23 protein-coding genes are annotated in these 22344 nt (G+C 68.3%); 16 read left to right on the top strand and 7 right to left on the bottom strand.

Going from position 1 to position 22344, the window contains the following annotated elements:
* Positions 1-4 precede the first annotated feature (4 nt).
* On the top strand, positions 5-1312 hold the full coding sequence (locus ACFFU4_RS15685) for an HlyC/CorC family transporter (protein ID WP_377070767.1): 1308 nt from the start codon (positions 5-7) through the stop codon (positions 1310-1312).
* A gap of 443 nt (positions 1313-1755) precedes the next feature.
* Here ACFFU4_RS15685 and ACFFU4_RS15680 read toward each other — a convergent pair whose 3' ends face one another.
* Positions 1756-2820: a LacI family DNA-binding transcriptional regulator gene (locus ACFFU4_RS15680; protein ID WP_377070766.1), complete on the bottom strand. Its 1065-nt coding sequence runs from the start codon at positions 2818-2820 to the stop codon at positions 1756-1758.
* Between the two features lie 164 nt (positions 2821-2984).
* Here ACFFU4_RS15680 and ACFFU4_RS15675 point away from each other — a divergent pair, with 164 nt between their 5' ends.
* From ACFFU4_RS15675 to ACFFU4_RS15645, 7 genes are all read left to right on the top strand, one after another.
* Positions 2985-3185 (top strand): hypothetical protein, encoded by a 201-nt coding sequence (locus ACFFU4_RS15675; protein ID WP_377070765.1) that lies wholly within the window; start codon positions 2985-2987, stop codon positions 3183-3185.
* 17 nt (positions 3186-3202) lie between these two features.
* Positions 3203-4351 carry a TRAP transporter substrate-binding protein gene (locus ACFFU4_RS15670; RefSeq protein WP_377070764.1) on the top strand — a complete coding sequence of 383 codons (1149 nt, stop codon included), beginning with the start codon at positions 3203-3205 and terminating at the stop codon, positions 4349-4351.
* A gap of 80 nt (positions 4352-4431) precedes the next feature.
* Positions 4432-4947: a TRAP transporter small permease gene (locus ACFFU4_RS15665; RefSeq protein ID WP_377070763.1), complete on the top strand. Its 516-nt coding sequence runs from the start codon at positions 4432-4434 to the stop codon at positions 4945-4947.
* A 10-nt stretch (positions 4948-4957) separates the two neighbouring features.
* Positions 4958-6286, top strand: a complete 1329-nt coding sequence (locus ACFFU4_RS15660; protein ID WP_377070762.1) for a TRAP transporter large permease — start codon at positions 4958-4960, stop codon at positions 6284-6286.
* 14 nt (positions 6287-6300) lie between these two features.
* On the top strand, positions 6301-7608 hold the full coding sequence (gene hisD, locus ACFFU4_RS15655; RefSeq protein ID WP_377070760.1) for a histidinol dehydrogenase: 1308 nt from the start codon (positions 6301-6303) through the stop codon (positions 7606-7608).
* Between the two features lies 1 nt (position 7609).
* A complete protein-coding gene (locus ACFFU4_RS15650) occupies positions 7610-8365 on the top strand; it encodes an SDR family NAD(P)-dependent oxidoreductase (RefSeq protein ID WP_377070759.1) in 756 nt (251 codons plus the stop codon).
* Positions 8362-9342, top strand: coding sequence for an alcohol dehydrogenase catalytic domain-containing protein (locus tag ACFFU4_RS15645; RefSeq protein ID WP_377070757.1), 981 nt, complete (start codon positions 8362-8364; stop codon positions 9340-9342). The genes ACFFU4_RS15650 and ACFFU4_RS15645 overlap by 4 nt, the downstream gene beginning before the upstream one ends.
* A 14-nt stretch (positions 9343-9356) precedes the next feature.
* Here the strand turns inward: ACFFU4_RS15645 and ACFFU4_RS15640 are convergent, their stop codons facing one another.
* Positions 9357-9896: a hypothetical protein gene (locus tag ACFFU4_RS15640; protein ID WP_377070755.1), complete on the bottom strand. Its 540-nt coding sequence runs from the start codon at positions 9894-9896 to the stop codon at positions 9357-9359.
* A 126-nt stretch (positions 9897-10022) separates the two neighbouring features.
* Here ACFFU4_RS15640 and ACFFU4_RS15635 point away from each other — a divergent pair, with 126 nt between their 5' ends.
* Together ACFFU4_RS15635 and ACFFU4_RS15630 are read left to right on the top strand one after the other, a co-directional pair.
* Positions 10023-10433, top strand: a complete 411-nt coding sequence (locus ACFFU4_RS15635; protein WP_377070753.1) for a SufE family protein — start codon at positions 10023-10025, stop codon at positions 10431-10433.
* A gap of 86 nt (positions 10434-10519) precedes the next feature.
* Complete coding sequence (locus tag ACFFU4_RS15630) at positions 10520-11533, top strand: fatty acid desaturase (protein WP_377070751.1); 1014 nt, start codon at positions 10520-10522, stop codon at positions 11531-11533.
* A gap of 187 nt (positions 11534-11720) precedes the next feature.
* Here the strand turns inward: ACFFU4_RS15630 and ACFFU4_RS15625 are convergent, their stop codons facing one another.
* Together ACFFU4_RS15625 and ychF are read right to left on the bottom strand one after the other, a co-directional pair.
* Complete coding sequence (locus tag ACFFU4_RS15625; protein ID WP_377070750.1) at positions 11721-13100, bottom strand: hypothetical protein; 1380 nt, start codon at positions 13098-13100, stop codon at positions 11721-11723.
* 159 nt (positions 13101-13259) lie between these two features.
* Complete coding sequence (gene ychF / locus ACFFU4_RS15620) at positions 13260-14357, bottom strand: redox-regulated ATPase YchF (protein WP_377070749.1); 1098 nt, start codon at positions 14355-14357, stop codon at positions 13260-13262.
* 129 nt (positions 14358-14486) lie between these two features.
* Here ychF and trpA point away from each other — a divergent pair, with 129 nt between their 5' ends.
* The 6 genes from trpA (at position 14487) to ACFFU4_RS15590 (ending at position 20073) form a co-directional block, all read left to right on the top strand.
* A complete protein-coding gene (trpA, locus tag ACFFU4_RS15615; RefSeq protein ID WP_377070748.1) occupies positions 14487-15278 on the top strand; it encodes a tryptophan synthase subunit alpha in 792 nt (263 codons plus the stop codon).
* A gap of 218 nt (positions 15279-15496) precedes the next feature.
* Entirely contained in the window at positions 15497-16660 is a 1164-nt protein-coding gene (locus tag ACFFU4_RS15610; protein WP_377070747.1) for an alpha-hydroxy acid oxidase, read from the top strand.
* Positions 16661-16824: 164 nt separating this feature from the next.
* A complete protein-coding gene (locus tag ACFFU4_RS15605) occupies positions 16825-17475 on the top strand; it encodes a 50S ribosomal protein L25/general stress protein Ctc (RefSeq protein ID WP_377070746.1) in 651 nt (216 codons plus the stop codon).
* A gap of 264 nt (positions 17476-17739) precedes the next feature.
* Positions 17740-18036, top strand: a complete 297-nt coding sequence (locus tag ACFFU4_RS15600) for a virulence factor (RefSeq protein WP_377070745.1) — start codon at positions 17740-17742, stop codon at positions 18034-18036.
* A 30-nt stretch (positions 18037-18066) separates the two neighbouring features.
* The gene (locus tag ACFFU4_RS15595) at positions 18067-19005 is read left to right on the top strand and encodes a methylenetetrahydrofolate reductase (RefSeq protein ID WP_377070744.1); all 939 of its coding nucleotides are present in this window, start codon (positions 18067-18069) and stop codon (positions 19003-19005) included.
* Between the two features lie 3 nt (positions 19006-19008).
* On the top strand, positions 19009-20073 hold the full coding sequence (locus tag ACFFU4_RS15590; protein WP_377070743.1) for a methyltetrahydrofolate cobalamin methyltransferase: 1065 nt from the start codon (positions 19009-19011) through the stop codon (positions 20071-20073).
* 297 nt (positions 20074-20370) lie between these two features.
* On the opposite strand, the gene ACFFU4_RS15585 is transcribed toward ACFFU4_RS15590, so the two are convergent.
* The 3 genes from ACFFU4_RS15585 to ACFFU4_RS15575 form a co-directional block, all read right to left on the bottom strand.
* Positions 20371-20580 carry a hypothetical protein gene (locus tag ACFFU4_RS15585; protein ID WP_377070742.1) on the bottom strand — a complete coding sequence of 70 codons (210 nt, stop codon included), beginning with the start codon at positions 20578-20580 and terminating at the stop codon, positions 20371-20373.
* 89 nt (positions 20581-20669) lie between these two features.
* Positions 20670-20996: a TraR/DksA family transcriptional regulator gene (locus tag ACFFU4_RS15580; RefSeq protein ID WP_377070741.1), complete on the bottom strand. Its 327-nt coding sequence runs from the start codon at positions 20994-20996 to the stop codon at positions 20670-20672.
* A gap of 76 nt (positions 20997-21072) precedes the next feature.
* Complete coding sequence (locus tag ACFFU4_RS15575) at positions 21073-22317, bottom strand: FliM/FliN family flagellar motor switch protein (RefSeq protein WP_377070740.1); 1245 nt, start codon at positions 22315-22317, stop codon at positions 21073-21075.
* Between the last annotated feature and the right edge of the window lie 27 nt (positions 22318-22344).

Raw genomic sequence — 22344 nt, 5'->3', positions numbered from 1 at the left:
ACCCATGGACTCGCTCGCCGCCTATCTCGACCCGACCTTCTGGATCACTGCCATGTCGATCCTCGGGCTGCTGGTGCTTTCGGGCTTCTTCTCGGGCAGCGAGACCGCGCTCACCGCAGCCTCACGCGGCAAGCTGCGCGCGCAGGCGGAGAAGGGATCGCGCGGGGCCGAAACCGCGCTCACCATCACCGAGGACAACGAACGCCTGATCGGCTCGGTGCTGCTGGGCAACAACCTCGTCAACATCCTCGCCGCCTCGCTGGCCACCGCGCTTTTCACCCGTCTCTTCGGCGAGAGCGGCGTGGCGCTGGCGACGCTGGTGATGACGCTCTTGGTGCTGATCTTCGCCGAGGTGCTGCCCAAGACCTACGCCATCACCAATGCCGAGACGGCGGCGGCGCGCACTGCGCCGGTGATCGTCTGGGTGGTCCGCGTCTTCGATCCCGTCGTCTCCGCCGTGCGCTGGCTGGTGCGGCTGATCCTGCGCTGCGTGGGGGTGCAGACCGACCCCGACAGCCATATCCTCGCCGTGCGCGAGGAGATCGCCGGCGCACTGTGGCTGGGGCAGTCCGAGGGCGTCGTCGAGAAGGAGGACCGAGACCGCATCCTCGGCGCGCTCGACCTCAGCGACCGCGCGGTCGAGGAGGTGATGATCCATCGCTCGCGCATCCAGATGCTCGACGTCGAGGCGCGCCCTCAGGAGATTCTCGCGCAGTGCCTCGCCAGCAATCACACGCGGCTGCCGCTCTACGAGGGTGATCAGGACAACATCGTCGGCATCGTCCACGCCAAGGATCTGCTGCGCGCCATCCACAAGCTCGCCGTCGAGGACGGAACCGGTGCCGCCGAGCTCGACGCGTTCGACGTGCGCAGCATCGCCCGCGAGCCCTATTTCGTGCCCGAGACCACCACGCTCGACGAACAGATGCGGCAATTCCTGCGCATGCGCAGCCATTTCGCCCTAGTGGTGGACGAATACGGCGCGCTGCAAGGGCTGATCACGCTTGAGGACATCCTCGAGGAGATCGTTGGCGAAATCGTCGACGAGTTCGATGCCGAGGCCGATCACCCGCTGCGCCGTGCTTCCGACGGCGACTATATCGTTGACGGGGCGATGACCATCCGCGACCTCAACCGCGCCACCGACTGGACCCTGCCCGACGACGCCGCCAACACTGTGGCCGGATTGGTCATCCACGAGGCGCAGAGCATCCCCACCGTGGACCAGGTGTTCAGTTTTCACGGCTTCCGCTTCCAGGTCATGGCCCGCAAGGACAACCGCATCACGCGGCTGAAGATCCGCAAGCTGTGACGCGCTGAGCTGGCTTTCGCCACCTGGCAAAGGATACCCGATGGAAGCCGGGTATGGGGCGCTGGTCCGGTATCCTTGTGTGAAACAGTCGCAGGACGGTCGGCAGCCGGACATGCGGGCTCGGGCGGAGCGGGGCTGTGACCCGTGCTGGCCTGAAGGGGACGTTCGAGTGAGCCGCGCCGGGGCCAGGGAGGCGAATGGCGGGAACAGGCCAATCGCACCCTTCACAACGAATCCGGCAACAATCCGCGCCGTCCGCACACCTGCCGCTCGGGCCTTCGTCCGAGTGCCCGACGGCGCATCGGAGCGAGCCGGGACCCTTTTGTCAGGTGGCGAACACTGGAGCGTGCCCGCGTACATCCGCCGTCACGCGCCACACTCCAACTGTTTGATTTCGCATGTTCGAAGAGCTCAAACCCGGTTCCCGTTTCTGAGCGACATGCTCAAGCGCCCGGGGAGCCGTCGAAGGCCCGGCGCGGCGGCGGGCCGAGCGAGTCGCGCCAGGCGACCCCGACGTCGAGGCGCAGGCCCGGTGGCGCGGCGGCTCCTGCGCGCATGTCGAGCAAGACCTCCGCCGCGCGCCGCCCCATCTCGCGATGGGGCACATGCACGGTGGTGAGCGCCGGGGTGAGGATCGCGGCCAGTTCGATATCGTCGAAGCCGGTGATCGACACATCGCCGGGCACCGCGATCCCGTCCGCGCGCGCCTGTGTGAGCGCGCCTGCAGCCAGCACATCGTTTCCGCACAGTACCGCCGTGGGGCGTGGCCGCACCGCCATCAGCCTCGCGAAGGCAGCGGCGCCGCCCGCGATGGCATAGGGAGTCTCCTCGATCCGCAGCGCATCCTTATCGCGCCCCGCCGCCGCCATCGCCGCGCGCACCCCTTCGATGCGCGCACGCGCCCGGTCGTTGCCCGCAGGATCGGCGGTGATCAGGCCGAGGTGGCGGTGTCCAAGCGCGATCACCTCGGCGGCGAGCGCCTGCATCGCCGCGCGGTTGTCAAAGCCCACGCCGGGGCGCGGGGCCTGCGCCTCCCACGCCCATGTGACGAGGTAGGGAATGCGCTGGCGGTCGAGCAGGGCATAGGCGGCTTCGGTGCGGTCATGGCCGATCAGCAGCAGCGCCTCGGCCCCGCGCGTGATGAGGGTGCGAATCTGCTCTTCCTCCTGCTCGGGCTTGTAGGACGATGACGCCACCAGAAGCGTCACGCCGTCCTCGCGCAGCCGGTCCTGAAACGCCTGAAGCCCGCGTGCAAAGATGGCGTTGTCCATTGTCGGGATCACCGCGCCGAAGGTGTTGGTGCGCTTTGCCGCGAGCGCGCGGGCCCCGAAATTGGGCGCGTAGCCGAGATCGCGGACCGCCTGCATCACCCGCGCGCGGGTGGCCTCCGAGACCTGGCCGGGGACGTTGAGGGCGCGCGAGACCGTGGCCGTGGAGACGTCGGCCCGCGCGGCCACGTCCGAGAGCGTAGGGGCACCGGGGGCGGTGTCTGTGCGGTCGGCTGGCAAGGGGCGGTCTCCGGGCTGTGGCGGTGATCTATCCTGCACGCTGCGCCGGCACCAGTCCAGCCTGCGGTGCAAGCGCTTGCATCGTTCTATGTAAGCGCTTGCACCGCGCAATGTAAGCGCTTACACTAGACAGGAATCATGGATTTCCCGGGGAGGAGAGGACCATGTCGCTCGCGGTCTCGTCGGTGCTGGCAGCCGTTTTCGTCCTGAACGTCGCGCTCGGCGCGTCCGGTTCGGGCACGTTTCTGAGCGATGTACAGGAAATGATGGTTCTGCTTGCCGCCTCCATCGCTTTCGTCATCGCCATCCTGCGGCGCGAGGCGCAGGCGCGCGGCCAATACGACCGAACCCACCAACAGGACTGACCAACCGGGAGGACAAGATGACCCATGATACCAAGGAGCGTGTCAGCGAGGAGCGCCGCAATTTCCTGAAACTCGCGGCCAGCGGAAGCTTTACCGCCGCTCTGGTGGCCGGGGCGGGGGGGCTCTTGTGGTCGTCCGAGGCCGCCGCACAAACCGCCCGCGAGGAGCGCGAGCGCCAGCAGGCCGCCGAGCACACCATGACGCTCGCCACCGCCTATGTGCTGGGCGCGTCGCGCAGCTATCCGATCATGCAGCTCGACCTCAAGGAAAACATCCAGAACGCCACCGGCGGCAAGGTCTATGTCAAGCTCGCCCCGGGCGGGCAGTTGGGTGCGGGCGGCGCGCTGGTGCAGGCGGTGCAGGGCGGCACGATCCAGTGCGCGCAGCATTCGCTGTCGAATTTCGCGCCCTTCGCCAGCGCCGTCGATCTTATCAACCTGCCCTATTTCTGCGGCTCCAACCAGAGGTTTACCAACCTTGTCACTTCGGACGCGTGGCGCACAGAGGTGCATCCACGCGTCGAGGCCGCCGGATTCAAGCCGCTGTTTTACGTGGTGATCGACCCGCGCGTCGTGGCGATGCGCAAGGGCGGGGCCGGGCCGGTGATGACGCCGGGCGATCTCAAGGGGGTCAAGTTCCGGGTGCCGGGCTCGAAAATGCTTCAGCAGTATTACCGGATGGTGGGCGCGAACCCGACGCCCGTGGCCTGGGGCGAGACCCCCTCGGCGATCAAGCAGGGCGTGGCCGACGCGCTCGACCCGTCGGTGGGCGCGCTCTTCGTCTTCGGCTTCAAGGACATCCTGAGCCATGTGACGTTCACCCAGGCGGTGCCGGACAGTCAGGTCTATTCGGTCAACCTGGAATGGTTCAACGGGCTGCCGGGCGACGTGCGGGAGGGGATCGAATGGGCGGGCGAGATGACCGCGCATCAGAACCTCGCCAAGGTGCCCTCGGCGCGGACCTACGCCATGGCCGAACTGGAAAAGGCCGGGGTGCAGTTCCACACGCTCAGCGACGATCAACTGGCCGAGTGGCAGGAGACCGGCGGCTATCAGCGTGGCGAGTGGGACGAGTTCAAGCTCGAACTCGCCGGGTCGAGGGAGACGTTCGAGCGGCTGGCCGAGGCCGCCGGGACGCAGGGGCGGCATTACGTCCACGACGCCTGAGCCGGTAACGGGGCCGGGGCGATACGCGCCTCGGCCATGGCCCGCGCCGTCCCGGCGCGCGGCCGGACAAGGAGAGTGCCATGCCCCGCATCCTTCACGCCCTGAACCGCAACGCCGAACGCTGGGCGCTTCTGGTGTTTTACGTGATGCTCGTCGTCACCATGTTCGTCGAGGTGCTGCGCCGCGAGCTTCTGGCCTATTCCTCGATTTGGGGCGAGGAGATCGTGCGCTATGCGTTCATCTACCTCGCCTGGATCGGCGCGGCGGCGGCGGTGCGCGAGCGCGGGCATATCCGCATCGACGTCATCATGGCCTATGTCGGGCCGCGCACAAAGGCGGTGCTCTACATCTTCGGTGATCTGGTGATGTTCGCGGTGGCGGTCGTGGCGTTCTACTGGTCGCTGGAGGCGGCGCTCGTGTCGGCCAGGTTCGGCTCGGTCACGCATGGATTGCGGATCAGCCAGGTCTGGTTCCTTGCCGCCGTTCCGGTCGGGTTCGGGCTGGTGATGCTGCGCCTCTTGCAGTCCCTGATACGCGATCTGCGCGACCTTCGGCACGGGCGGCCCGTGTACGAGGGTGGCAAGATGTTCGACTGAGGGGTCTGCCGTGCTGTGGAACCAACTGGATCAGAGCGTCGAGCTTGGCTGGGATTTCTACGCCCCGGTGCTGCTGTTCGTGCTGCTGGTGGCGCTCGCCGTGCCGGTCTGGGCGGCGATCGGCGCGGCGGCCATCGTCATGCTGCTGTGGTCGGGGGCGTTGCCGCTGAGCCTGGTGGGGGAGAGCCTGTTTCACGGCATCGACCATTTCGCGCTCACCGCCGTGCCGCTCTTTATCCTGACGGGCGACGTGCTGGTGCGCACCGGGCTCAGCCGCAAATTCCTCGACGTGGCCGAGGCGCTGACGCAGTTCGCGCGCGGCGGGTTCGGTTCGGCCACGGTGCTGGTGTGCGGGATGTTCGCCGCCATCTCCGGCTCGGACGCGGCGGGGGCCGCAGCGGTGGGGCGGATGACCATCGCGCGGTTGGTGGAATCGGGCTATCCGCGTCCCTATGCCTGCGCGCTGGTGGCAGCCGGGGCGTGCACCGGCATCCTGATCCCGCCCTCCATCGCCTATATCATCATCGGGCTGGTGCTGGGCATTTCCGCCTCGACGCTGTTCATGGCGGCACTCATTCCGGGGCTGGCGATCCTGGTGTCGATCCTCGTCACCAACATCATCATGAACCGGCTTAACGGCTGGGAGGGCGGCGGCAACATCACGTTCGGGGAATGGGCCACGCGGCTCTGGTCGGCACTGAAATCGGGGTGGTACGCGTTCATCGTGCCGGGGATCATCTTTTACGGCATCTTCTCGGGGCGGATGACACCGACCGAGGCGGGGGCGACGGCGGTGGTGGTCACGATCGTCATGGGGTTCGTCCTCGGCACGCTCAGGCTCAGCGATTTTCCCGAGATGCTGGTGAGTTCGGCCAAGGTCAACGGGGTGATCCTGCCGATCATCGCCTTTTCGCTGCCGCTGGCGCAGGCACTGGCGATCCTCGGTGTGCCGCAGGGCTTTGTCACCGCCGCCACGGCGGTGAGCGATGAGCCTTGGGTGCTCATCCTGATGATGGTGGGCATCCTGATCGCCGCCGGCTGCGTGATGGAGACGACGCCCAACATCGTGATCCTCGCGCCGATCCTGAAGCCGTTGGCGGACAGTATCGGCATGAACGAGATTCAGTTCTGCATCATGATGATCACCGCGCTTGGGGTGGGGTTCATCACGCCGCCGCTGGGCCTCAACCTGTTCGTGGTGGCGGGGCTGACCGGCGAGTCGATCCTGCGGATCGCGTGGCGCGCGGTGCCGTTCGTGTTCTTCATGCTCGTGGTAACGCTGATGATCGCGTATCTTCCGGCGATTTCCACGACGTTGCTTCCCGACATCTACAAGTGAAACAGGAGCCATTCATGCCGACGGAATATCTCAAGAAAGCCCCCCGCCATTCGCGCAGCGACGCCAGCGAGACGCGTGACATCGTGCGGGGCATTCTCGACGATATCGAGGCGCGGGGCGACGCGGCGGCGCTGGAATACGCGGCGAAATTCGACCGATATGAGGGGGAATTGGTGCTGTCGCCCGAGGCGATCGAGGCGGCCGCGGCAAGGGTGCCGGAAAAGCTGCGTCGCGACATCGAGTTCGCCCATGACAACGTGCGCAAGTTTGCCGAGGCGCAGAAGGCCACGGTGGCCGATTTCGAGGTCGAGGTGGTGCCGGGGCTGATCGCCGGGCAAAAGGCGATCCCGGTGCATGCGGCGGGCTGTTATGTGCCGGGCGGGCGCTACAGCCATATCGCCAGCGCCATCATGACCGTGACCACCGCCAAGGTGGCGGGCGTGCGCAATATCGTCGCCTGCTCGCCGCCGCGCCCGGACGTGGGGATCAATCCCGCCATCATCCACGCCGCCCATGTCTGCGGTGCCGACCAGATCCTCGCGATGGGCGGGGTGCAGGGGGTGGCGGCGATGACCTTCGGGCTGTTCGGGCTGCCCAAGGCCAACATCCTCGTCGGTCCGGGCAATCAGTTCGTGGCCGAGGCCAAGCGGATGCTCTTTGGCCGCGTCGGCATCGACATGATCGCCGGGCCCACCGACAGCCTGATCCTCGCCGACGCCACCGCCGATCCGATGATCGTGGCGACCGACCTGGTGGGGCAGGCCGAGCACGGATACAACTCGCCGGTCTGGCTGGTCACGGATGATCGCGCGCTGGCGGAGGAAGTGATGCGCCTCGTGCCGCTTCTGATCGACGACCTGCCCGAGGTGAACCGCGACAACGCCACGGCCGCCTGGCGCGACTATGCCGAGGTGATCCTGTGTTCGGATCGCGAGGAGATGGCCGCCACATCGGACACCTACGCGCCCGAGCACCTGACGGTGCAGGCTGCCGACCTCGACTGGTGGCTGGGTCGGCTCACTTGTTACGGCTCGCTGTTTCTTGGCGAAGAGACGACCGTGGCCTTCGGCGACAAGGCGTCGGGCACCAACCATGTGCTGCCGACGAGCGGGGCCGCGAGCTATACCGGCGGCCTCAGCGTGCACAAGTACATGAAGATCGTCACCTGGCAGCGCGCCACGCGCGAAGGGTCGCGACCGGTGGCCGAGGCCACCGCGCGCATCGCCCGGCTGGAGGGGATGGAAGGCCACGCGCGCACCGCCGATATCCGCCTGCGCAAGTATTTCCCCGGCGAGACTTTCGACCTGTCGGCGGAGGGCTGAGGTGACGGGTGACCTGTTCTCCGTCGTCGGGCGGGTGGCCTGTGTCACCGGCGCAAGTTCGGGCCTCGGGCGGCGCGCTGCGCTGGTGCTGGCCCGCGCGGGCGCGCGCGTGGTGGGCGTGGCGCGGCGGCGCGCGGCGCTCGACGCGTGGCGCGACGAGGCGGGGGGAGAGACGGCGGCGGTGGCGGGGGATGTCGCCGATACCGAGGCGCTCGATGATCTGGCTGCCGCCATCGCCACCCCCTTCGGCCCGCCCGATATCGCGGTCCACGCCGCCGGGCTCAACCCGCGGCAGGCCGCCGATGACGTGACGCGCGAGGGCTGGGAGGCGACGCTGGCGGTGAACCTCTCGGCCCCGTTCTTCATGTCACAGGCGCTTGTCCCCGCGATGCAGGCGCGGGGCTGGGGCCGGATCGTCAATTTCGCCTCGCTGCAATCCTTCCGCGCCTTTCCCGGCGGCGTCGCCTATGGCGCGTCCAAGGGCGGCGTCGCGCAGATGACCCGCGCGATGGCCGAGGCGTGGTCGCCCCACGGCATCACCGCCAACGCGCTCGGGCCGGGGTTTTTCCCGACCGAACTCACGGCGGCGGTGTTCGATGATCCCGACCGCGCGGCGCGCAATGCAGCCGCGACCTGCATCGGGCGCAACGGGCGGGCGCAGGACCTCGACGGGCCGCTCCTGTTCCTGTGCTCGGACGCGTCGGCCTATGTTACCGGGCAGGTGCTGATGGTCGATGGCGGGTTCACCGCGCGATGAGGGCGCTGGTCTATACCGGGCGCGAGACGCTGGAGTGCCGCGAGGTGGCGCTGCCGCGCCCCGAGGCGGGCGAGGTGCTGATCCGGGTCTGTGCCGCAGGCATCTGCGGCTCGGACATGCACGCATATCTCGGCCATGACGCGCGCCGCCCGGCACCGCTCATCCTCGGGCACGAGGCGGCGGGGGTGGTCGAGGGCGGGCCGCGCGACGGCGCGCGGGTGACGATCAACCCGCTTGTCACCTGCGGGGACTGCCCCGCCTGCCGCGCGGGGCGCGAGAACCTGTGCCCGGTGCGGCAGATCATCTCCATGCCCCCGCGCGAGGGGGCATTCGCCGAATTCCTGCGGATGCCCGAGCGCAACCTCGTGCCGGTGCCCGACGAGGTGCCGCTGGCCACGGCCGCGCTGGCCGAGCCGCTGGCGGTCGGCTGGCACGCGGTGCGGTTGGGGCTGGCGGCGCTGCATCCGGACACGCCCCCCCGCGCACTGGTGATCGGTGGCGGCGCGATCGGGCTGGCCGCCGCACTGGCGCTCACCGCTCAGGGCTGCGGTGAGGTGGTCGTGGCCGAGCCCAACGCAGGCCGCCGCGACCATCTCGCGCAGCGCTGCGGGGTGGCGGCGGTGGCACAGGCGGCGGGCGACTGGCCGCTGGTGATCGACGCGGTGGGGCTCTCCTCCACCCGCGCCGTGGCCTCGGCGCGGGCCGAGCCGGGCGGTGTGATCGTGCATATCGGGCTGGGCGAGGACGCGGGCGGGCTCGACATAAGGCGGATGACGCTGCAGGAAATCACCTTTATCGGCACCTATACCTACACGGCACAGGATTTCCGCGACACCTGCGCGGCAATGTTCGCGGGTCGTCTGGGTCCGCTCGACTGGGCGGAGCGGCGCGGCCTGTCGGAGGGGGCGGCGGCCTTTGCCGATATCCGCGCGGGCCGCGTAGCCGCGCCCAAGATCGTGTTGCAGCCCTGGATGTAAGGTCGCGCGGCGCTCTAGCGGCGGCTCACGCGCTCGTTCTGCAGCCCCCGCACGCGGATTTCGCGCACGCTCTGCAACGTCTTGTCGGAGACGAAGACCGCCGCCTGCACCTCGCGCGGACGGGGGGCCGTCGCGGCGGTCACGGGCCCGTGCACCGCACGCAGCTCGTATCCAAGCACGCCGCCCACCGGCTCGCCATCGGAGTCGTCGGGGACAAGGCGCACGTCATGCACGCCCTGCGGTGCGGTCAGCCCGCGCACCCGGATGATCGCCCCGCCGGTGGCCTGCTCGACATCGAGCGCGCTGATCTCGGCCACGAGGGTACCGGTATACGGTGCCTCCCGGTTGCTTCTGCGGATCGCGTCGATCAGCCCGCCCTCTTCCTGCTCGGGGATGAGCGGGTTTACATCCGGGTCGGCGGCCGCCGCCGCCTCGCGGCGGCGCGAGCGGCTGCGCCCGAACCAGTTGCGCGGGTTGATCCGCGACTCGCGAAATCCACCGCAGCCCGCCAGCACGCCGGCCGCCGCCAAACCAAGGAAAACCCGCCGTTTCATGCCCGATACTCCCGTTGAGAACCGGCCTACGCCTACCCTATCGCGGCGGGCTTGAAAAGGTGCAAGCGGGGGCTGGACCTCGACCCCGCGCGCGCCTACCTCTGAAGGGAAACGCAGGAGGGGCGCATGGCCACCGAGGCATTCGAAGAGATCGTGAGCGACTTCGATTTCCTGGAAGACTGGGAAGACCGCTATCGCTATGTCATCGACTACGGGCGGCGCATGGATCCGCTCGACGACGCGCTCAAGGTGCCCGCGACCAAGGTCGATGGCTGCGCCAGCCAGGTCTGGCTGCATCCGCAGATCGAAGCGGGGCGCTTTCGCTTCGACGGCGACAGCGACGCGATGATCGTGCGTGGCCTGATCGCGGTGCTGCGCGCGCTCTACAACGGGCTGCCGGTGGGTGAGGTGACGCGCGTCGACGCGCAGGCCGAACTGGCGCGGCTTGGCCTCGACGCGCATCTCTCGGCGCAGCGCTCCAACGGCGTGCGCGCGATGATCGGGCGCATCCGCGGGATCGCGACCGAGGCCGCCTGACCGACCCGCGTCTTGCGTTTTGTCACAGGAAATTCAATTTTTGGACGAATACAATTTCGCTAGTGTCGCCGCGAACGGAGGGGACCATGACCGCGACCGACCTGACCGCCGAGATGCGCGCCTTTCTCAAGCCCTACACGAAAAAGAGCGGTGCGCGCGGAGCGCTGTCGCTCTCGGGGACGCTGGCCGTTTATGGCCTGGCGCTGGTGGCCGGGGCCTGGGCGTGGAGCGCGGAGATGTGGCTCGTGGCGGCTGCCGCGGTCGTGCTGCTGGCCTTCGCCTCGGTGCGGCTCTATGTGTTGCAGCACGATTGCGGGCACCATTCGCTGTTTGCCACCAAGTGGCTCAACGACCGGGCGGGCTACCTGCTGTCGGTATTCTCGTTCACGCCCTACCGGGTGATGCAATACAATCACAACATGCACCACGCCTATCTGGGCAATCTCGATCACCGCGAGACCACCGAGATCCACACCATGACGCTGCGCGAATGGCAGCGGGCCGACCGCTGGACGCGGGCACGCTACCGGCTCTACCGCAACCCGGCGCTGATGCTGCCGGCGGGCGCGTTTCTCACCTATTTCATCGCCTATCGCTGGCCGCGCAACACCGCCGACGTGGGCGCAGCCGGGGTGGTCGTGCACAATCTGATGATCGCCGGGCTGGTGCTGGCGATCTGGGCGGGGCTGGGCCTGACCGGCCTCGCGGTGTGGTTCGCCGCCTCGATGCTCGGGGGGATGATCGGCGTATTCCTCGTCTATCTTCAGCACAATTTCGAGGACACCTACTGGGACCGCAAGCCCGATCTCGATTTCCGCCGCGCCACACTGGTGGGGTCAAGTTCGCTCGACCTGGGCTGGTGGTGGGATCTCGGCACCGGCAACATCGCCTATCACGACCTGCACCACTACAATCCGGCGATCCCGTCCTACAACCTGCGCCGCTGCCAGCGTGACCTGCCGCGACACCTGCAAAGCCACGCGCCGATCCGCTGGCCCGAGGCGCTGCGCAGCTTCACGCTCAAGCTGTGGGACGAGGACCAGGGGCGGCTGGTGCCGTTCCCGCGCGAGACGCGGGACCGCGCGGTGGCGACGGGCTAGGGCTGTGCAGGGCCGCCGCCGCTCCGCCTGCATCGAGGCGCCGCTCTCGAAGGACGGATCCCGCCCCGGGCAGACCGACCTCGCCGGGATGGACGCGCCGCGGGATGCGGCGAAGCGCGAGGCGAACCTGCAGGTTCAGCGCGCGAACCGCACGGTTCACGGGGGGCACCGTGACGGTGCCCCGGAATCAGCGGCTGGCATGGGCGGTGATGAGGCGGGCCAGGAATTGGGCCACCTCTGGATTGAGGATATCGCCATGCCCTCCGACGAAGCCCGCCTTGACGAGGGTGACCTTGCCCGGAGGCCACTCGGCCATCTCGTCGACCGACGGCACCCCGGAGTCCGGAACCCGGTGGATCAGGTCGTGAAACACCCGCCTGCCCGCCACCCGCCAGCCCTGATCACTGCCCATGTAGGGCGACCAGATTGCGAGCGGGTTGGCCGTGTCCTCGGGCGAGGTGGTCACCACGACCCGCGTCTCCGGCATGGTGCGGAAGCTGTCGAACGGGTGGCCCTCGTTGCCGCGTGCGCCGAACGTGTCACCCCCGTAGCGAAAGACGCTGTGCGCCGGTTGCAGGAACACCGCGAGGTCGGCGGGCGGACCCTCGGGCCCGAGGCGCAGCAGGTCGCGCGAGAAAAGCGCGCGCCCCGACAGCCGCGCCCCGAAGGAGTGCCCCAGCACCACGACCGGAAGCCCCGCACGGTTGGCATGGGGAATCAGCCGGTTGAGGATGACGTTGCCATGCAGCACGCCCGCCTCGTCGCTGTCGGTGGCCTTGTTGAAAACGCTGCCGATATGCCCGAGCGCCTTTACGAACCGGGACGAGCTTGCAGGCCACCATGAGGACGACCACGTCATGCCGACCACCAGCGGGCGAAAGCTGTCGCCCGGCATTGCCCGCGCCGTCTGGTCCATGATCCGGCGATAACGGCAGATCGAGACGCGCTGATCGTTGTTCCAACCCATCGAGGCGAAGACGATGTGGGTGTAGTCGCCATCGCGCAGCCGCGCCGTCAGGTCCGGCAGGAAGGTCTGGAACAACCCGTCTATCCCGGCCCTGAATGTGGTTTTGTCCGGCACGGTGCCGCCGGGCTTGCACAAAGGCATCGGGTTGCCGGCGTCGTGATAGGGATTCATCAGCCCGCAGGCCGTCCCGTCGTCATAGCGTGTGACATGGGTCGCAACCTGAAGCTTGGGATCGTCGAACATCCGCTTGAGCCACCGGTCGCGTTTCGCGGCGACATGCGCGGGCGGGCCGCCCGGCACCTCGGCATAGCGGCGCAGGATCGGGGTTTGATGCTGCTGACCCGAGAGCCGGACATGCGCGGGCAGTTTCTCCAGCGAGATGACATAGCCATTGTCCAACTGGTCGCGGGCCCGGTCCTGAAACACGCCATGCGCCAGCCAGCGAAACGGGTCGATGCCGTCGGCGCGGTCGAGGCGCACGGTGCCATGATCGGCCGCGGCGGCTGTCACATCCGAGGCGGCGGGCACCTGCGTCCCGTTCTCGCCACAATACGGAATGGATGTCCCGTCAGGCTCCGCGCCGCCCGGGACGGCTGTCAATGCAACCGCACAGGCCAATGAGAAGGTTCGAAAGAGACAGACCATGACCGCGCAGCCTTTCACAGACGGTCATGCAACTTTGGCGGGCAAAGCGTGGCCTGTCAAACCGTGCAAGGCACCGGGGCTATGGGCAGGGGCCGTTCGGCTCCGCCCGCCCCCTCAGGTATTGAACAGAAAGTGCAGCACGTCGCCGTCGCGGACGATGTAGCCCTTGCCCTCGGCGCGCATCTTGCCGGCCTCTTTCGCCGGGGTCTCGCCGCCGCAGGCGATGAAATCGTCGTAGGCGATGGTTTCGGCGCGGATGAAGCCCTTCTCGAAATCGCCATGGATCACGCCCGCCGCCCGGGGCGCGGGGGTGCCCTCGGGGATGGTCCAGGCGCGCGCCTCCTTGGGGCCGACGGTGAAGTAGGTCTGAAGGTGCAGCAGCGTGTAACCCGCCTTGATGAGCCGGTCGAGACCGGCCTCTTCGAGCCCCATCTCGGAGAGGAACATCTCCGCCTCCTCGGGGGAAAGCTGGGCGATCTCCTCTTCGATCTGCGCCGAGATCACCACCGATCCCGCGCCCTGCGCCTCGGCCATCGCGGCCACGGCCTGCGAGTGGGCGTTGCCCTGCGCGGCGCTGCCCTCATCGACGTTGCAGACGTAAAGCACCGGCTTGGCGGTCAGGAGTTGCAGCATGCGCCACGCCTTGGCGTCGTCGTCATCGACCTCGACGGTGCGGGCGGGGCGCCCCTCTTCCAGCGCGGTCTGGGCCAGGCTCAGCAGGCGGTCGGCCTGCACCGCCTCCTTGTCGCCGCCCTTCAATTTGCGCACCAGCCCGGCGCGGCGCTTCTCGATGCTGTCGAGATCGGCGAGCATGAGCTCGGTCTCGATCACCTCGGCATCGGCCACCGGATCGACGCGGCCATCGACATGTGTGACGTCGCCATCCTCGAAGCAGCGCAGGACGTGGGCGATGGCATCGACCTCGCGGATATTGGCGAGGAACTGGTTGCCGAGCCCCTCGCCCCGGCTCGCGCCCTTCACGAGGCCCGCGATATCGACGAAGGTCATGCGGGTGGGGATGGTCTGTTTCGACCCGGCGATCCCGGCCAGCTTGTCGAGCCGGGGATCGGGCACCGCGACCTCGCCCACGTTGGGCTCGATCGTGCAGAACGGAAAATTCGCCGCCTGCGCGGCGGCGGTGCGCGTGAGCGCGTTGAACAGCGTGGACTTGCCCACGTTGGGCATTCCCACGATTCCCATCTTGAAGCCCATCTGCGGCCCCCTTCGGTGCATAGGTCGGGGCATCTACGGGGCCGGGCGGGGCGGCGTCAAGCCGGGCATTGATTTTCCCCGCCGATTGCGCCAAACCCGCGCGAACGTGACAGTTGAGAGGCCACCTCCATGACCCGTATCGACGCCAGATTCGCAGAGCTTCGCGCCGCCGGGCGCAAGGCGTTCGTGTCCTACATCATGGCGGGCGACCCGGATGCCGACACCTCACTCGAGGTGATGAAGGGGCTGCCCGGCGCGGGCGTGGACATCATCGAGCTGGGCGTGCCCTTCACCGACCCGATGGCCGACGGCCCGACCATCCAACTGGCCGGGCAGCGGGCGCTGGCGGGCGGCATGACGCTGGAAAAGACGCTGGCGATGGCGCGCGCGTTCCGCGAGGGGGATGATGTGACGCCGATCGTGCTGATGGGCTATTACAACCCGATCTACAATCGCGGGGTGGAGCGTTTCTTGCGCGATGCGACGGCGGCCGGAATCGACGGGCTGATCGTGGTGGACCTGCCCCCCGAGGAGGATGACGAACTGTGCATTCCGGCCTCGAACGCGGGGCTCAACTTCATCCGGCTGGCGACCCCCACCACCGATGACAAACGCCTGCCCAAGGTGCTTCAGAACACCTCCGGCTTCGTCTATTACGTCTCGATCACCGGCATCACCGGCGCGGCGGCGGCGGAGGCGGGCGATGTGGGCCCCGAGGTGGCGCGGATCAAGGCGCAGACCGACCTGCCGGTGATCGTGGGCTTCGGCATCCGCAGCCCCGAAACCGCGCAGACCATCGCCGGCGTGGCCGATGGCTGCGTCGTCGGCTCGGCCATCGTGGGCGAGATGGCCAGGGGGCGGCCCGTGGCCGAGGTGCTCGCGTTCGTGCGCGGGCTGGCGGAGGGCGCGCACCGGGCGTGATGTGGTCTGGTGGGGTCATTGGGGGCGGCATCATGCCGAAGGTATGCCTCTGGCATGACGATGCGCGGCGGCGGGCAAGCACGCCTTGACTCCGCGCGGGGCGGGAGGTGAATGGCAGGCACAGGCCAGAACGCCCCTCTCCCCTGCGACATCGCCGATGATTGCGCGCGCGCGGCGGGGTTGGTAAAGCCTGTTTACCAATTTTCGGAGTGCCGCCCATGCCCGTCATCACCAATATCGACGATTTCAAACCCCTCTACCGCCGCCGCGTGCCGAAGATGTTCTACGACTACGCGGAATCCGGGAGCTGGACCGAGCAGACCTTTCGCGAGAACACGTCGGATTTCTCCAGGCTGTTGCTGAAGCAGCGGGTGGCGATCGACATGACCGGGCGCAACCTTGCCTCCACCATGATCGGGCAGGATGTCTCGATGCCGGTGGGGCTCGCGCCGGTGGGGCTGACGGGCATGCAATGCGCCGACGGCGAGATCAAGGCGGCGCGCGCGGCCGAGAAATTCGGCGTGCCCTTCACGCTCTCGACCATGTCGATCTGTTCCATCGAGGACGTGGCCGAGAACACCGAAAAGCCGTTCTGGTTCCAGGTCTACACCCTCAAGGACGACGATTTCATGCAGCGCCTGTTCGACCGGGCCAAGGCGGCGAACTGCTCGGCGGCGATGATCACCGTCGATCTGCAAATGCTCGGGCAGCGCCACAAGGACCTCAAGAACGGCCTCTCGGCCCCGCCCAAGCTCACCGCGCGCTCCATCGCCGACATGATGACCAAGGTGCGCTGGGGCCTCGGGATGCTGGGCACGAAGCGGCGCTCGTTCGGCAATATCGTGGGCCATGCCAAGGGCGTGACCGACCCCTCGTCGCTCTCGGCGTGGACCGCGGAGGCATTCGATCAGGCGCTCGACTGGGACCGGATCCGGCAGTTCCGCCGCATGTGGGACGGCCCGCTCATCATCAAGGGGATCATGGATCCGCGCGATGCAGCCGAGGCCCTGAATGTCGGTGCCGACGCCATCATCGTGTCGAACCATGGCGGGCGGCAGCTTGACGGGGCGTTGTCGGCGATCCGCGCCCTGCCCGCGATCATGGACGCGGTGGGCGACCGCATCGAGGTGCATCTCGACAGCGGCGTCCGCTCGGGGCAGGATGTGCTCAAGGCGCTGAGCCTGGGCGCGCGGGCCGCCTATATCGGGCGCGCCTTTACCTACGGGCTCGGCGCGATGGGCGAGGCGGGCGTGACCCGCGCGCTGGAGATAATCCGGGCCGAGCTTGACGCATCGATGGGGCTTTGCGGGCGGCGCGACGTGCACGATCTCGACCGCGACGTGCTGATGATCCCGCGCGATTTCGCGGGCGACTGGGCGTAGGGCGCGGGGTCGGCGCGGCGCGGCGCATGAGTATTTTTGCCAGGAAGAAGCCGCGCGCGCGTCGTTTTGGGCCTTTTCAAGCGCCGTTTGGTGGTCTATCAGCGCGGCTTCACGCGGGGTGACAGCCTTGGAGGCACCCCGCCCTTATGCCAAGGAGAGACAACATGGCTGGAGAAATTCCTGATCTTCACGCCCAGGAACGCACGGGGACAGGCAAGGGCGCCGCTCGTGCCGTGCGCCGCGCGCACATGGTTCCGGGGATCGTATTCGGCGGCGACGTGGACCCGCTGCCCATCCAGATGCCCTATAACGAGCTGATCCGGCGGCTGCGCAAGGGCCGGTTCAAGTCGACGCTGTTCAACCTCAAGGTCGATGGCCACGAGGACGTGCGCGTGATCTGCCGCGACGTGCAGCGCGACGTGGTCAAGGACCTGCCGACGCATGTCGATCTGATGCGCCTGCGCCGCACCACCAAGATCAACCTGTTCATCCATGTCGATTTCGAGGGCGAGGAAGAGTGCGCGGCGCTGCGCAAGGGCGGCGTGCTGACCATCGTGCGCCCGGAGGTCGAACTCATGGTGACGGCCGGCGACATCCCCGAGAAGATCACCGTCGACCTGACCAAGATGGAGAATATCGGCGACACGCTGACCATCTCGATGGTCGACCTGCCCGCGGGGGCAAAGCCCACCATCGACCGCGATTTCGTGATCTGCAACATCTCGGCGCCCTCCGCCCTGCGCAGCCAGGACGATGACGACGAGGCGGACGAGGCCGAGGCCGAGGTCGAGGCCACCGAGGAAGCCGAAGCCTGAGCCACGCCCGCACGCGAGGGCGACGCGGACAATGCGGGCGGTGCCGGGGGCGCCGCCCGTTTTCGTCTGTGCGCCGGGCGCCCCACGCCAACATCATCTTGAGAATTATTCCGGTCCGCAGCGGTGGCGGGGCGCGCGCGGTGCAACTACGCTGGCTGCGTCGCTGTGCGTCGCCGTTACGTCGAAATCCGGCCCTGTCGCGGTGCCCGCGTGAATTAGAAGAGCCGAGGGACAAGGGATTCGGTGGAATCGGTGGAAACGGTCATGGTTGATGTCACTATCGTTTACTGGCGCGACATTCCCGCGCAGGTCATCGTCGGCAAGGGCCGCCGCGGCAGCAAGGTGCAGTTGCCCGAGCGGTTCGAGCAGGCCATCGACCGCGCGGCGATGAAGACCGGCGCGGCGGAAACCGACGACTATCTCGCGCAGTGGCGCAAGGGCGATCCCTACCCGGTGGAGGGCGAGCCCGGCGAGGTCGCGCAACGCGAGGCCGATCGGCTCGATACCCTCTACGACACCGGGCGCCTGAAGGCGCTCATCGGCAATGATGGCTGGGCGTGAATGCGCCCCGGTTCGCTATGGGAGGCCGCGATGGCTCTTTTGAATTTCCGCAGGCGTGAGGCTGCGTCCGCTGCCAAGCCCCCCCTGAACCGTCAGGTCGAGGCGTTTCTCGAGGGCTACTCGATGGAGGTGATGCCGCGCACCGCCGAGAAGGTCGAGGATTTCCGCGAGCTGCTGCCCGCGGGCACGCGCGTCTACATCGCCCATATCGAGGGTACCCCCATCGAGGACATGGTCGCCACCGCCCGCCGGGTGGCGCGCGAGGGCTATCCGGTGATGCCGCATTTCCCGGCTCGCATTATCAAGGACCGCGCGACGCTGGAAGACTGGATCGCCCGCTATCAGGGCGAGGCGGGCGTCGATCAGGCGCTGCTGCTCGCCGGGGGCGTGGAAAAACCGCATGGCGACTTCCATTCCTCCATGCAATTGCTGGAAACGGACGCCTTCGGCCGCGCCGGGTTCAAGCGGCTGCACGTCGCGGGCCACCCCGAGGGCAACCGCGACATCGACCCCGACGGCAGCCGCAGGAACGTGGATGACGCGCTGCGCTGGAAGCAGAAATTCTCCGAGACGACGGACGCGCAGATGGCCATCGCCACGCAGTTCGCCTTCGATTCGAAGCCGATCATCAAGTGGGCCGACGCGCTGCAGGAGGCGGGCATCACCATGCCCATCCATATCGGCATTGCCGGGCCCGCGAAGTTGCAGACGCTGATCAAGTTCGCGATCGCCTGCGGCGTTGGTCCGTCCTTGAAAGTGCTCCAGAAACGCGCGATGGATGTGTCCAAGCTTCTGCTGCCCTACGAGCCGACAGAGGTTCTCGCCGCGCTGGCCGCCCACAAGGCCGCCAATCCCGATTTCCTGATCGAGCGCGTACATTTCTTCCCGCTGGGCGGGATCAAGACAAATGCCCAATGGGCGATCGACAACGGCGGTGCCTCGGGCACCCCGGCTGCGAAACAAGGATAAGACATGACCCGCACCATCGTCGAGAGCAAGACGAAGACCGCCGTGATCGGCTTTGACGAGCCGTTCTGCGTCATTGGCGAACGCATCAACCCCACCGGCCGCAAGAAGCTCGCCGCCGAGCTTGAGGCGGGCGATTATTCCACCGTGGAATCCGATGCAGTGGCGCAGGCCGCCGCCGGGGCCACCGTACTCGATATCAACGCGGGCGTGGTCTACAACTCCAACCCCAACCCCAACGAGACCGAGCCGCCGCTGATGACGGCCATCGTCGAGCTGGTGCAGGGGCTGGTGGATCTGCCGCTGTGCATCGATAGTTCGGTGCCTGCAGCCCTCGAAGCCGGGCTTCAGGCCGCGCATGGCCGCCCGCTGCTCAATTCGGTGACGGGCGAAGAGGAGCGGCTGGAATACGTGCTGCCGCTGGTCAAGAAATACAACGTGCCGGTGGTGGCCATCTCCAACGACGACACGGGTATCTCCGAAGATCCCGACGTCCGCTTTGCCGTGGCGAAGAAGATCGTCGAGCGTGCCGCCGATTTCGGCATCCCCGCGCATGACATCGTGGTCGACCCATTGGTGATGCCGATCGGCGCCATGGCGACCGCCGGACAGCAGGTCTTTACCCTGGTGCGGCGCCTGCGCGAGGAGCTGGGTGTCAACACCACCTGCGGGGCCTCCAATATCTCCTTCGGGCTGCCCAACCGCCATGGCATCAACAACGCCTTCCTGCCGATGGCCATGGGCGCGGGCATGACCAGCGCCATCATGAACCCGATCTCGCTGCCGGTGAAACAGGCCGAGATCGAGGCGAAAAAGGCCGAGGTCATCGCCGCCGGTCTGATGATCCCCGAGGACATGGACGATGAGACCTTCTGCCAGCTTTTCGGTCTCGGCTCGACCAAGCCACGCGCGGGCAAGGAGATGGAGGCGATCATGGCCGCCAATTTCCTGACCAACAACGACCCGCATGGCAGCAACTGGATCAAGTTCAACAAGGCCCCGCCGAAGCCCGGAGACGAGGTCCGCTCGGGCGGACGCGCGGGCAGCCGCAGCCGCCGCCGCCGGGCGTGATCCCGGCCCGGTGGCGCCGCTCCGGGGGGGCGCGGGGCCACGGGGCCGTCATTTCCCGGGCACGCGCCGGTGTCAAAAGGCTGTGCGCAAGAGGGCTGCGTGTTCCCGTCCCCGGACGGCCCGTCGCGGCCGGTCGCGGCACCGTTTGACGTGCCCCGCAACGCGGCCTGAGGCGCGCGGCACCGCTGCGCGGGGCCACGAACATCATGCCGCGTCCAAGGTGCTCTCCGACAAGAGCACCGGAGCCGACAGGTATTCAGAACAGGTATTCAGACAGGCATTATGTCAGACATTATGTCAGACAGGCATATTGTCGAATTCGGCCTCGATCGCCTCGCTCAGCAGGGTGGTGTGCAGCGCCTTGATACGATCGGGCACGGCATGGCCCTCGTCGCGCAACCGCGCGATCACGCGGCGCAATTGCGGCTCGTGGCGATAGCGGGCGTCGGCACCGGTCGCGCCGATCAGCGTCTGGAGACGGTCGAGTTCAGCATCGAGATGAGTCATTGGTTTCCTCCCACAGGCACAACAACCTTAGCGTGTTTTCCACGCGCGGTGAACATGTACCCTGCCCGCGCGACGGAATTGTGAACGGATCACGCCATCTCCGCCGCGCAGCGTCGGCAAAGCGGCGTTTCCGGCAGCACGTCGAGCCGCTCGGCGGAAATCTGCTCGCCGCAGCCCGTGCAGGTGCCGTAGGTGCCGTTGCGGAGCCGGTCGAGCGCGGCGCGAATGCGCGCGATCTCGGCCTCGCCGCCCTGGCCCAGTTGTTCGAGCACCTCGTCGCCCTCGCGTTCGGTGGCGGCCTCCTCCCAGTCGCGCGCGCGCGGCGCGTCAAGCTCGGTCTCGATGGCGTGCAGCCTTGTGTCGAGCTGGCGCAGGCGCCGCATCAGCGCATCGCGGTACGTGGTGGTATCGAGCATGGGGTCCTCCCGTCTTTCACCGTGTTCATCCGGTCAGGAGCATAGCGGCAGGGGCGAGCATATGCCTTGATGCAGGTCAACCGGTGGTCGGGACGGGGGCCGCACCATTGCGATCGCTGCCGTGCGCGGGGTCCGCCGCCCCGCCCTGCCCGGCCTGCCCGGCCTCCGGCATCGCCGTCTGCGGTGCCCGCGCCGGGGGCGCTCCTGTCTCCGACCGCTGTGGCCGCTCCGGCCCCTGTGTCTCGGGCCCCTGCGTCTCGCGCCCCTGTGTCTCCGGCCCCTGTGTCTCGGGCCCTGCCACCGGTCGGGCCGCCGGTTGTGCGGGCGCGCCCGGCGGTGGTTTCCGCGCCCCGCCGGAGACCCCGCCCGCCCCCGGCGGCGTGCCGGGCCGGGCCGGGCCATCGCCGTCCTGCGCATCCGCCCCCGACAGGCGCAGGGCGCGCCACGCCCCACGCCGGCCAAGCCGTCCCTCCGCCGCCACATGGCCGCCCGCGCCCAGCAGCCGCACCCGGCCCAGGCTGTCCTTCGCGATCGCCAGCCGCTGACCGACCTCAAGCGCCATGGCATCGCTGAGCGGCAGCCGGATGCGGGCCACCACCGCGTCGAGCGCCACCGGCGCGGCCAGCGCCACCGTGGCCAGATCCTCGGGGCCGCGCGCCTCCGTGCCCCGGTGCGTGCCCCGGTGCGTGCCCCCCGGCGGCGGCGCGCCCGCGCCGCGCGCGGGCGGCGCCGGCGCGGGCGGCAGCAGCAGGTCGAGCCGCGCGGCGCGCAGCCCCGGTCCGAGATCCGCCGTCAGCCGGAAGACATCGAACTCCGGCACCACCATGAGCAGCGACAATGCGCGCGCATCCTCCACCCGGTCGCCGAAATGGAAACCGCGCCGCGCATGATCCGCACTGCCGTCGCACATGCCGTCGTCGAACCCCGAGAGCAGCGCGTCGACCAGCGGCGCGACCATCGCCGCGTCGGTGCGCGTGGGGGCGCGCGGGCGCACCTCGCCGGGCCGCACGCGCCCGGTGGTCTGCACCTCGACCAACGCCGAGACAAGCCCGGGGCACAGCCGCATCGCGGCGCGCGCCCCCGCCGCCCCGTCGAGCAGCACAAAGAGCCCGTCGGTGCCGAGCGCGGCCTCGACCTCGCCCGCCTCGACCCGGCGCTGTTCCACCGTGGCGACGACGAGCGGCAGGTCGTAGAGCGTGTCGGCGGCGCGCGCCAGCGCCAGCCGCAGCGCGCGCACCGGCGACATCACCCGCGGATCCGCGCCCTCGCGCGCCGCGCGGGTCTTGCGCCGTATGACCGAGGCCTGTCGCTGCTGTGCCATCTGCGCTGGGCCGTCCACCTTCTGTGT

The sequence above is a fragment of the Roseovarius ramblicola genome (assembly GCF_042430665.1).
Classification (GTDB): Bacteria; Pseudomonadota; Alphaproteobacteria; order Rhodobacterales; family Rhodobacteraceae; genus Roseovarius; species Roseovarius ramblicola.
This window is presented reverse-complemented; position numbering and strand designations above follow the sequence as displayed.

Coding starts and splice junctions, on each gene's coding strand:
- ACFFU4_RS15685 (WP_377070767.1), top strand. CDS start 5: ATGGACTCGCTCGCCGCCTATCTCGACCCGACCTTCTGGATCACTGCC.
- ACFFU4_RS15675 (WP_377070765.1), top strand. CDS start 2,985: ATGTCGCTCGCGGTCTCGTCGGTGCTGGCAGCCGTTTTCGTCCTGAAC.
- ACFFU4_RS15670 (WP_377070764.1), top strand. CDS start 3,203: ATGACCCATGATACCAAGGAGCGTGTCAGCGAGGAGCGCCGCAATTTC.
- ACFFU4_RS15665 (WP_377070763.1), top strand. CDS start 4,432: ATGCCCCGCATCCTTCACGCCCTGAACCGCAACGCCGAACGCTGGGCG.
- hisD (WP_377070760.1), top strand. CDS start 6,301: ATGCCGACGGAATATCTCAAGAAAGCCCCCCGCCATTCGCGCAGCGAC.
- ACFFU4_RS15645 (WP_377070757.1), top strand. CDS start 8,362: ATGAGGGCGCTGGTCTATACCGGGCGCGAGACGCTGGAGTGCCGCGAG.
- ACFFU4_RS15640 (WP_377070755.1), bottom strand. CDS start 9,896: ATGAAACGGCGGGTTTTCCTTGGTTTGGCGGCGGCCGGCGTGCTGGCG.
- ACFFU4_RS15635 (WP_377070753.1), top strand. CDS start 10,023: ATGGCCACCGAGGCATTCGAAGAGATCGTGAGCGACTTCGATTTCCTG.
- ACFFU4_RS15630 (WP_377070751.1), top strand. CDS start 10,520: ATGACCGCGACCGACCTGACCGCCGAGATGCGCGCCTTTCTCAAGCCC.
- ychF (WP_377070749.1), bottom strand. CDS start 14,357: ATGGGCTTCAAGATGGGAATCGTGGGAATGCCCAACGTGGGCAAGTCC.
- trpA (WP_377070748.1), top strand. CDS start 14,487: ATGACCCGTATCGACGCCAGATTCGCAGAGCTTCGCGCCGCCGGGCGC.
- ACFFU4_RS15610 (WP_377070747.1), top strand. CDS start 15,497: ATGCCCGTCATCACCAATATCGACGATTTCAAACCCCTCTACCGCCGC.
- ACFFU4_RS15605 (WP_377070746.1), top strand. CDS start 16,825: ATGGCTGGAGAAATTCCTGATCTTCACGCCCAGGAACGCACGGGGACA.
- ACFFU4_RS15600 (WP_377070745.1), top strand. CDS start 17,740: ATGGTTGATGTCACTATCGTTTACTGGCGCGACATTCCCGCGCAGGTC.
- ACFFU4_RS15595 (WP_377070744.1), top strand. CDS start 18,067: ATGGCTCTTTTGAATTTCCGCAGGCGTGAGGCTGCGTCCGCTGCCAAG.
- ACFFU4_RS15590 (WP_377070743.1), top strand. CDS start 19,009: ATGACCCGCACCATCGTCGAGAGCAAGACGAAGACCGCCGTGATCGGC.
- ACFFU4_RS15585 (WP_377070742.1), bottom strand. CDS start 20,580: ATGACTCATCTCGATGCTGAACTCGACCGTCTCCAGACGCTGATCGGC.
- ACFFU4_RS15580 (WP_377070741.1), bottom strand. CDS start 20,996: ATGCTCGATACCACCACGTACCGCGATGCGCTGATGCGGCGCCTGCGC.
- ACFFU4_RS15575 (WP_377070740.1), bottom strand. CDS start 22,317: ATGGCACAGCAGCGACAGGCCTCGGTCATACGGCGCAAGACCCGCGCG.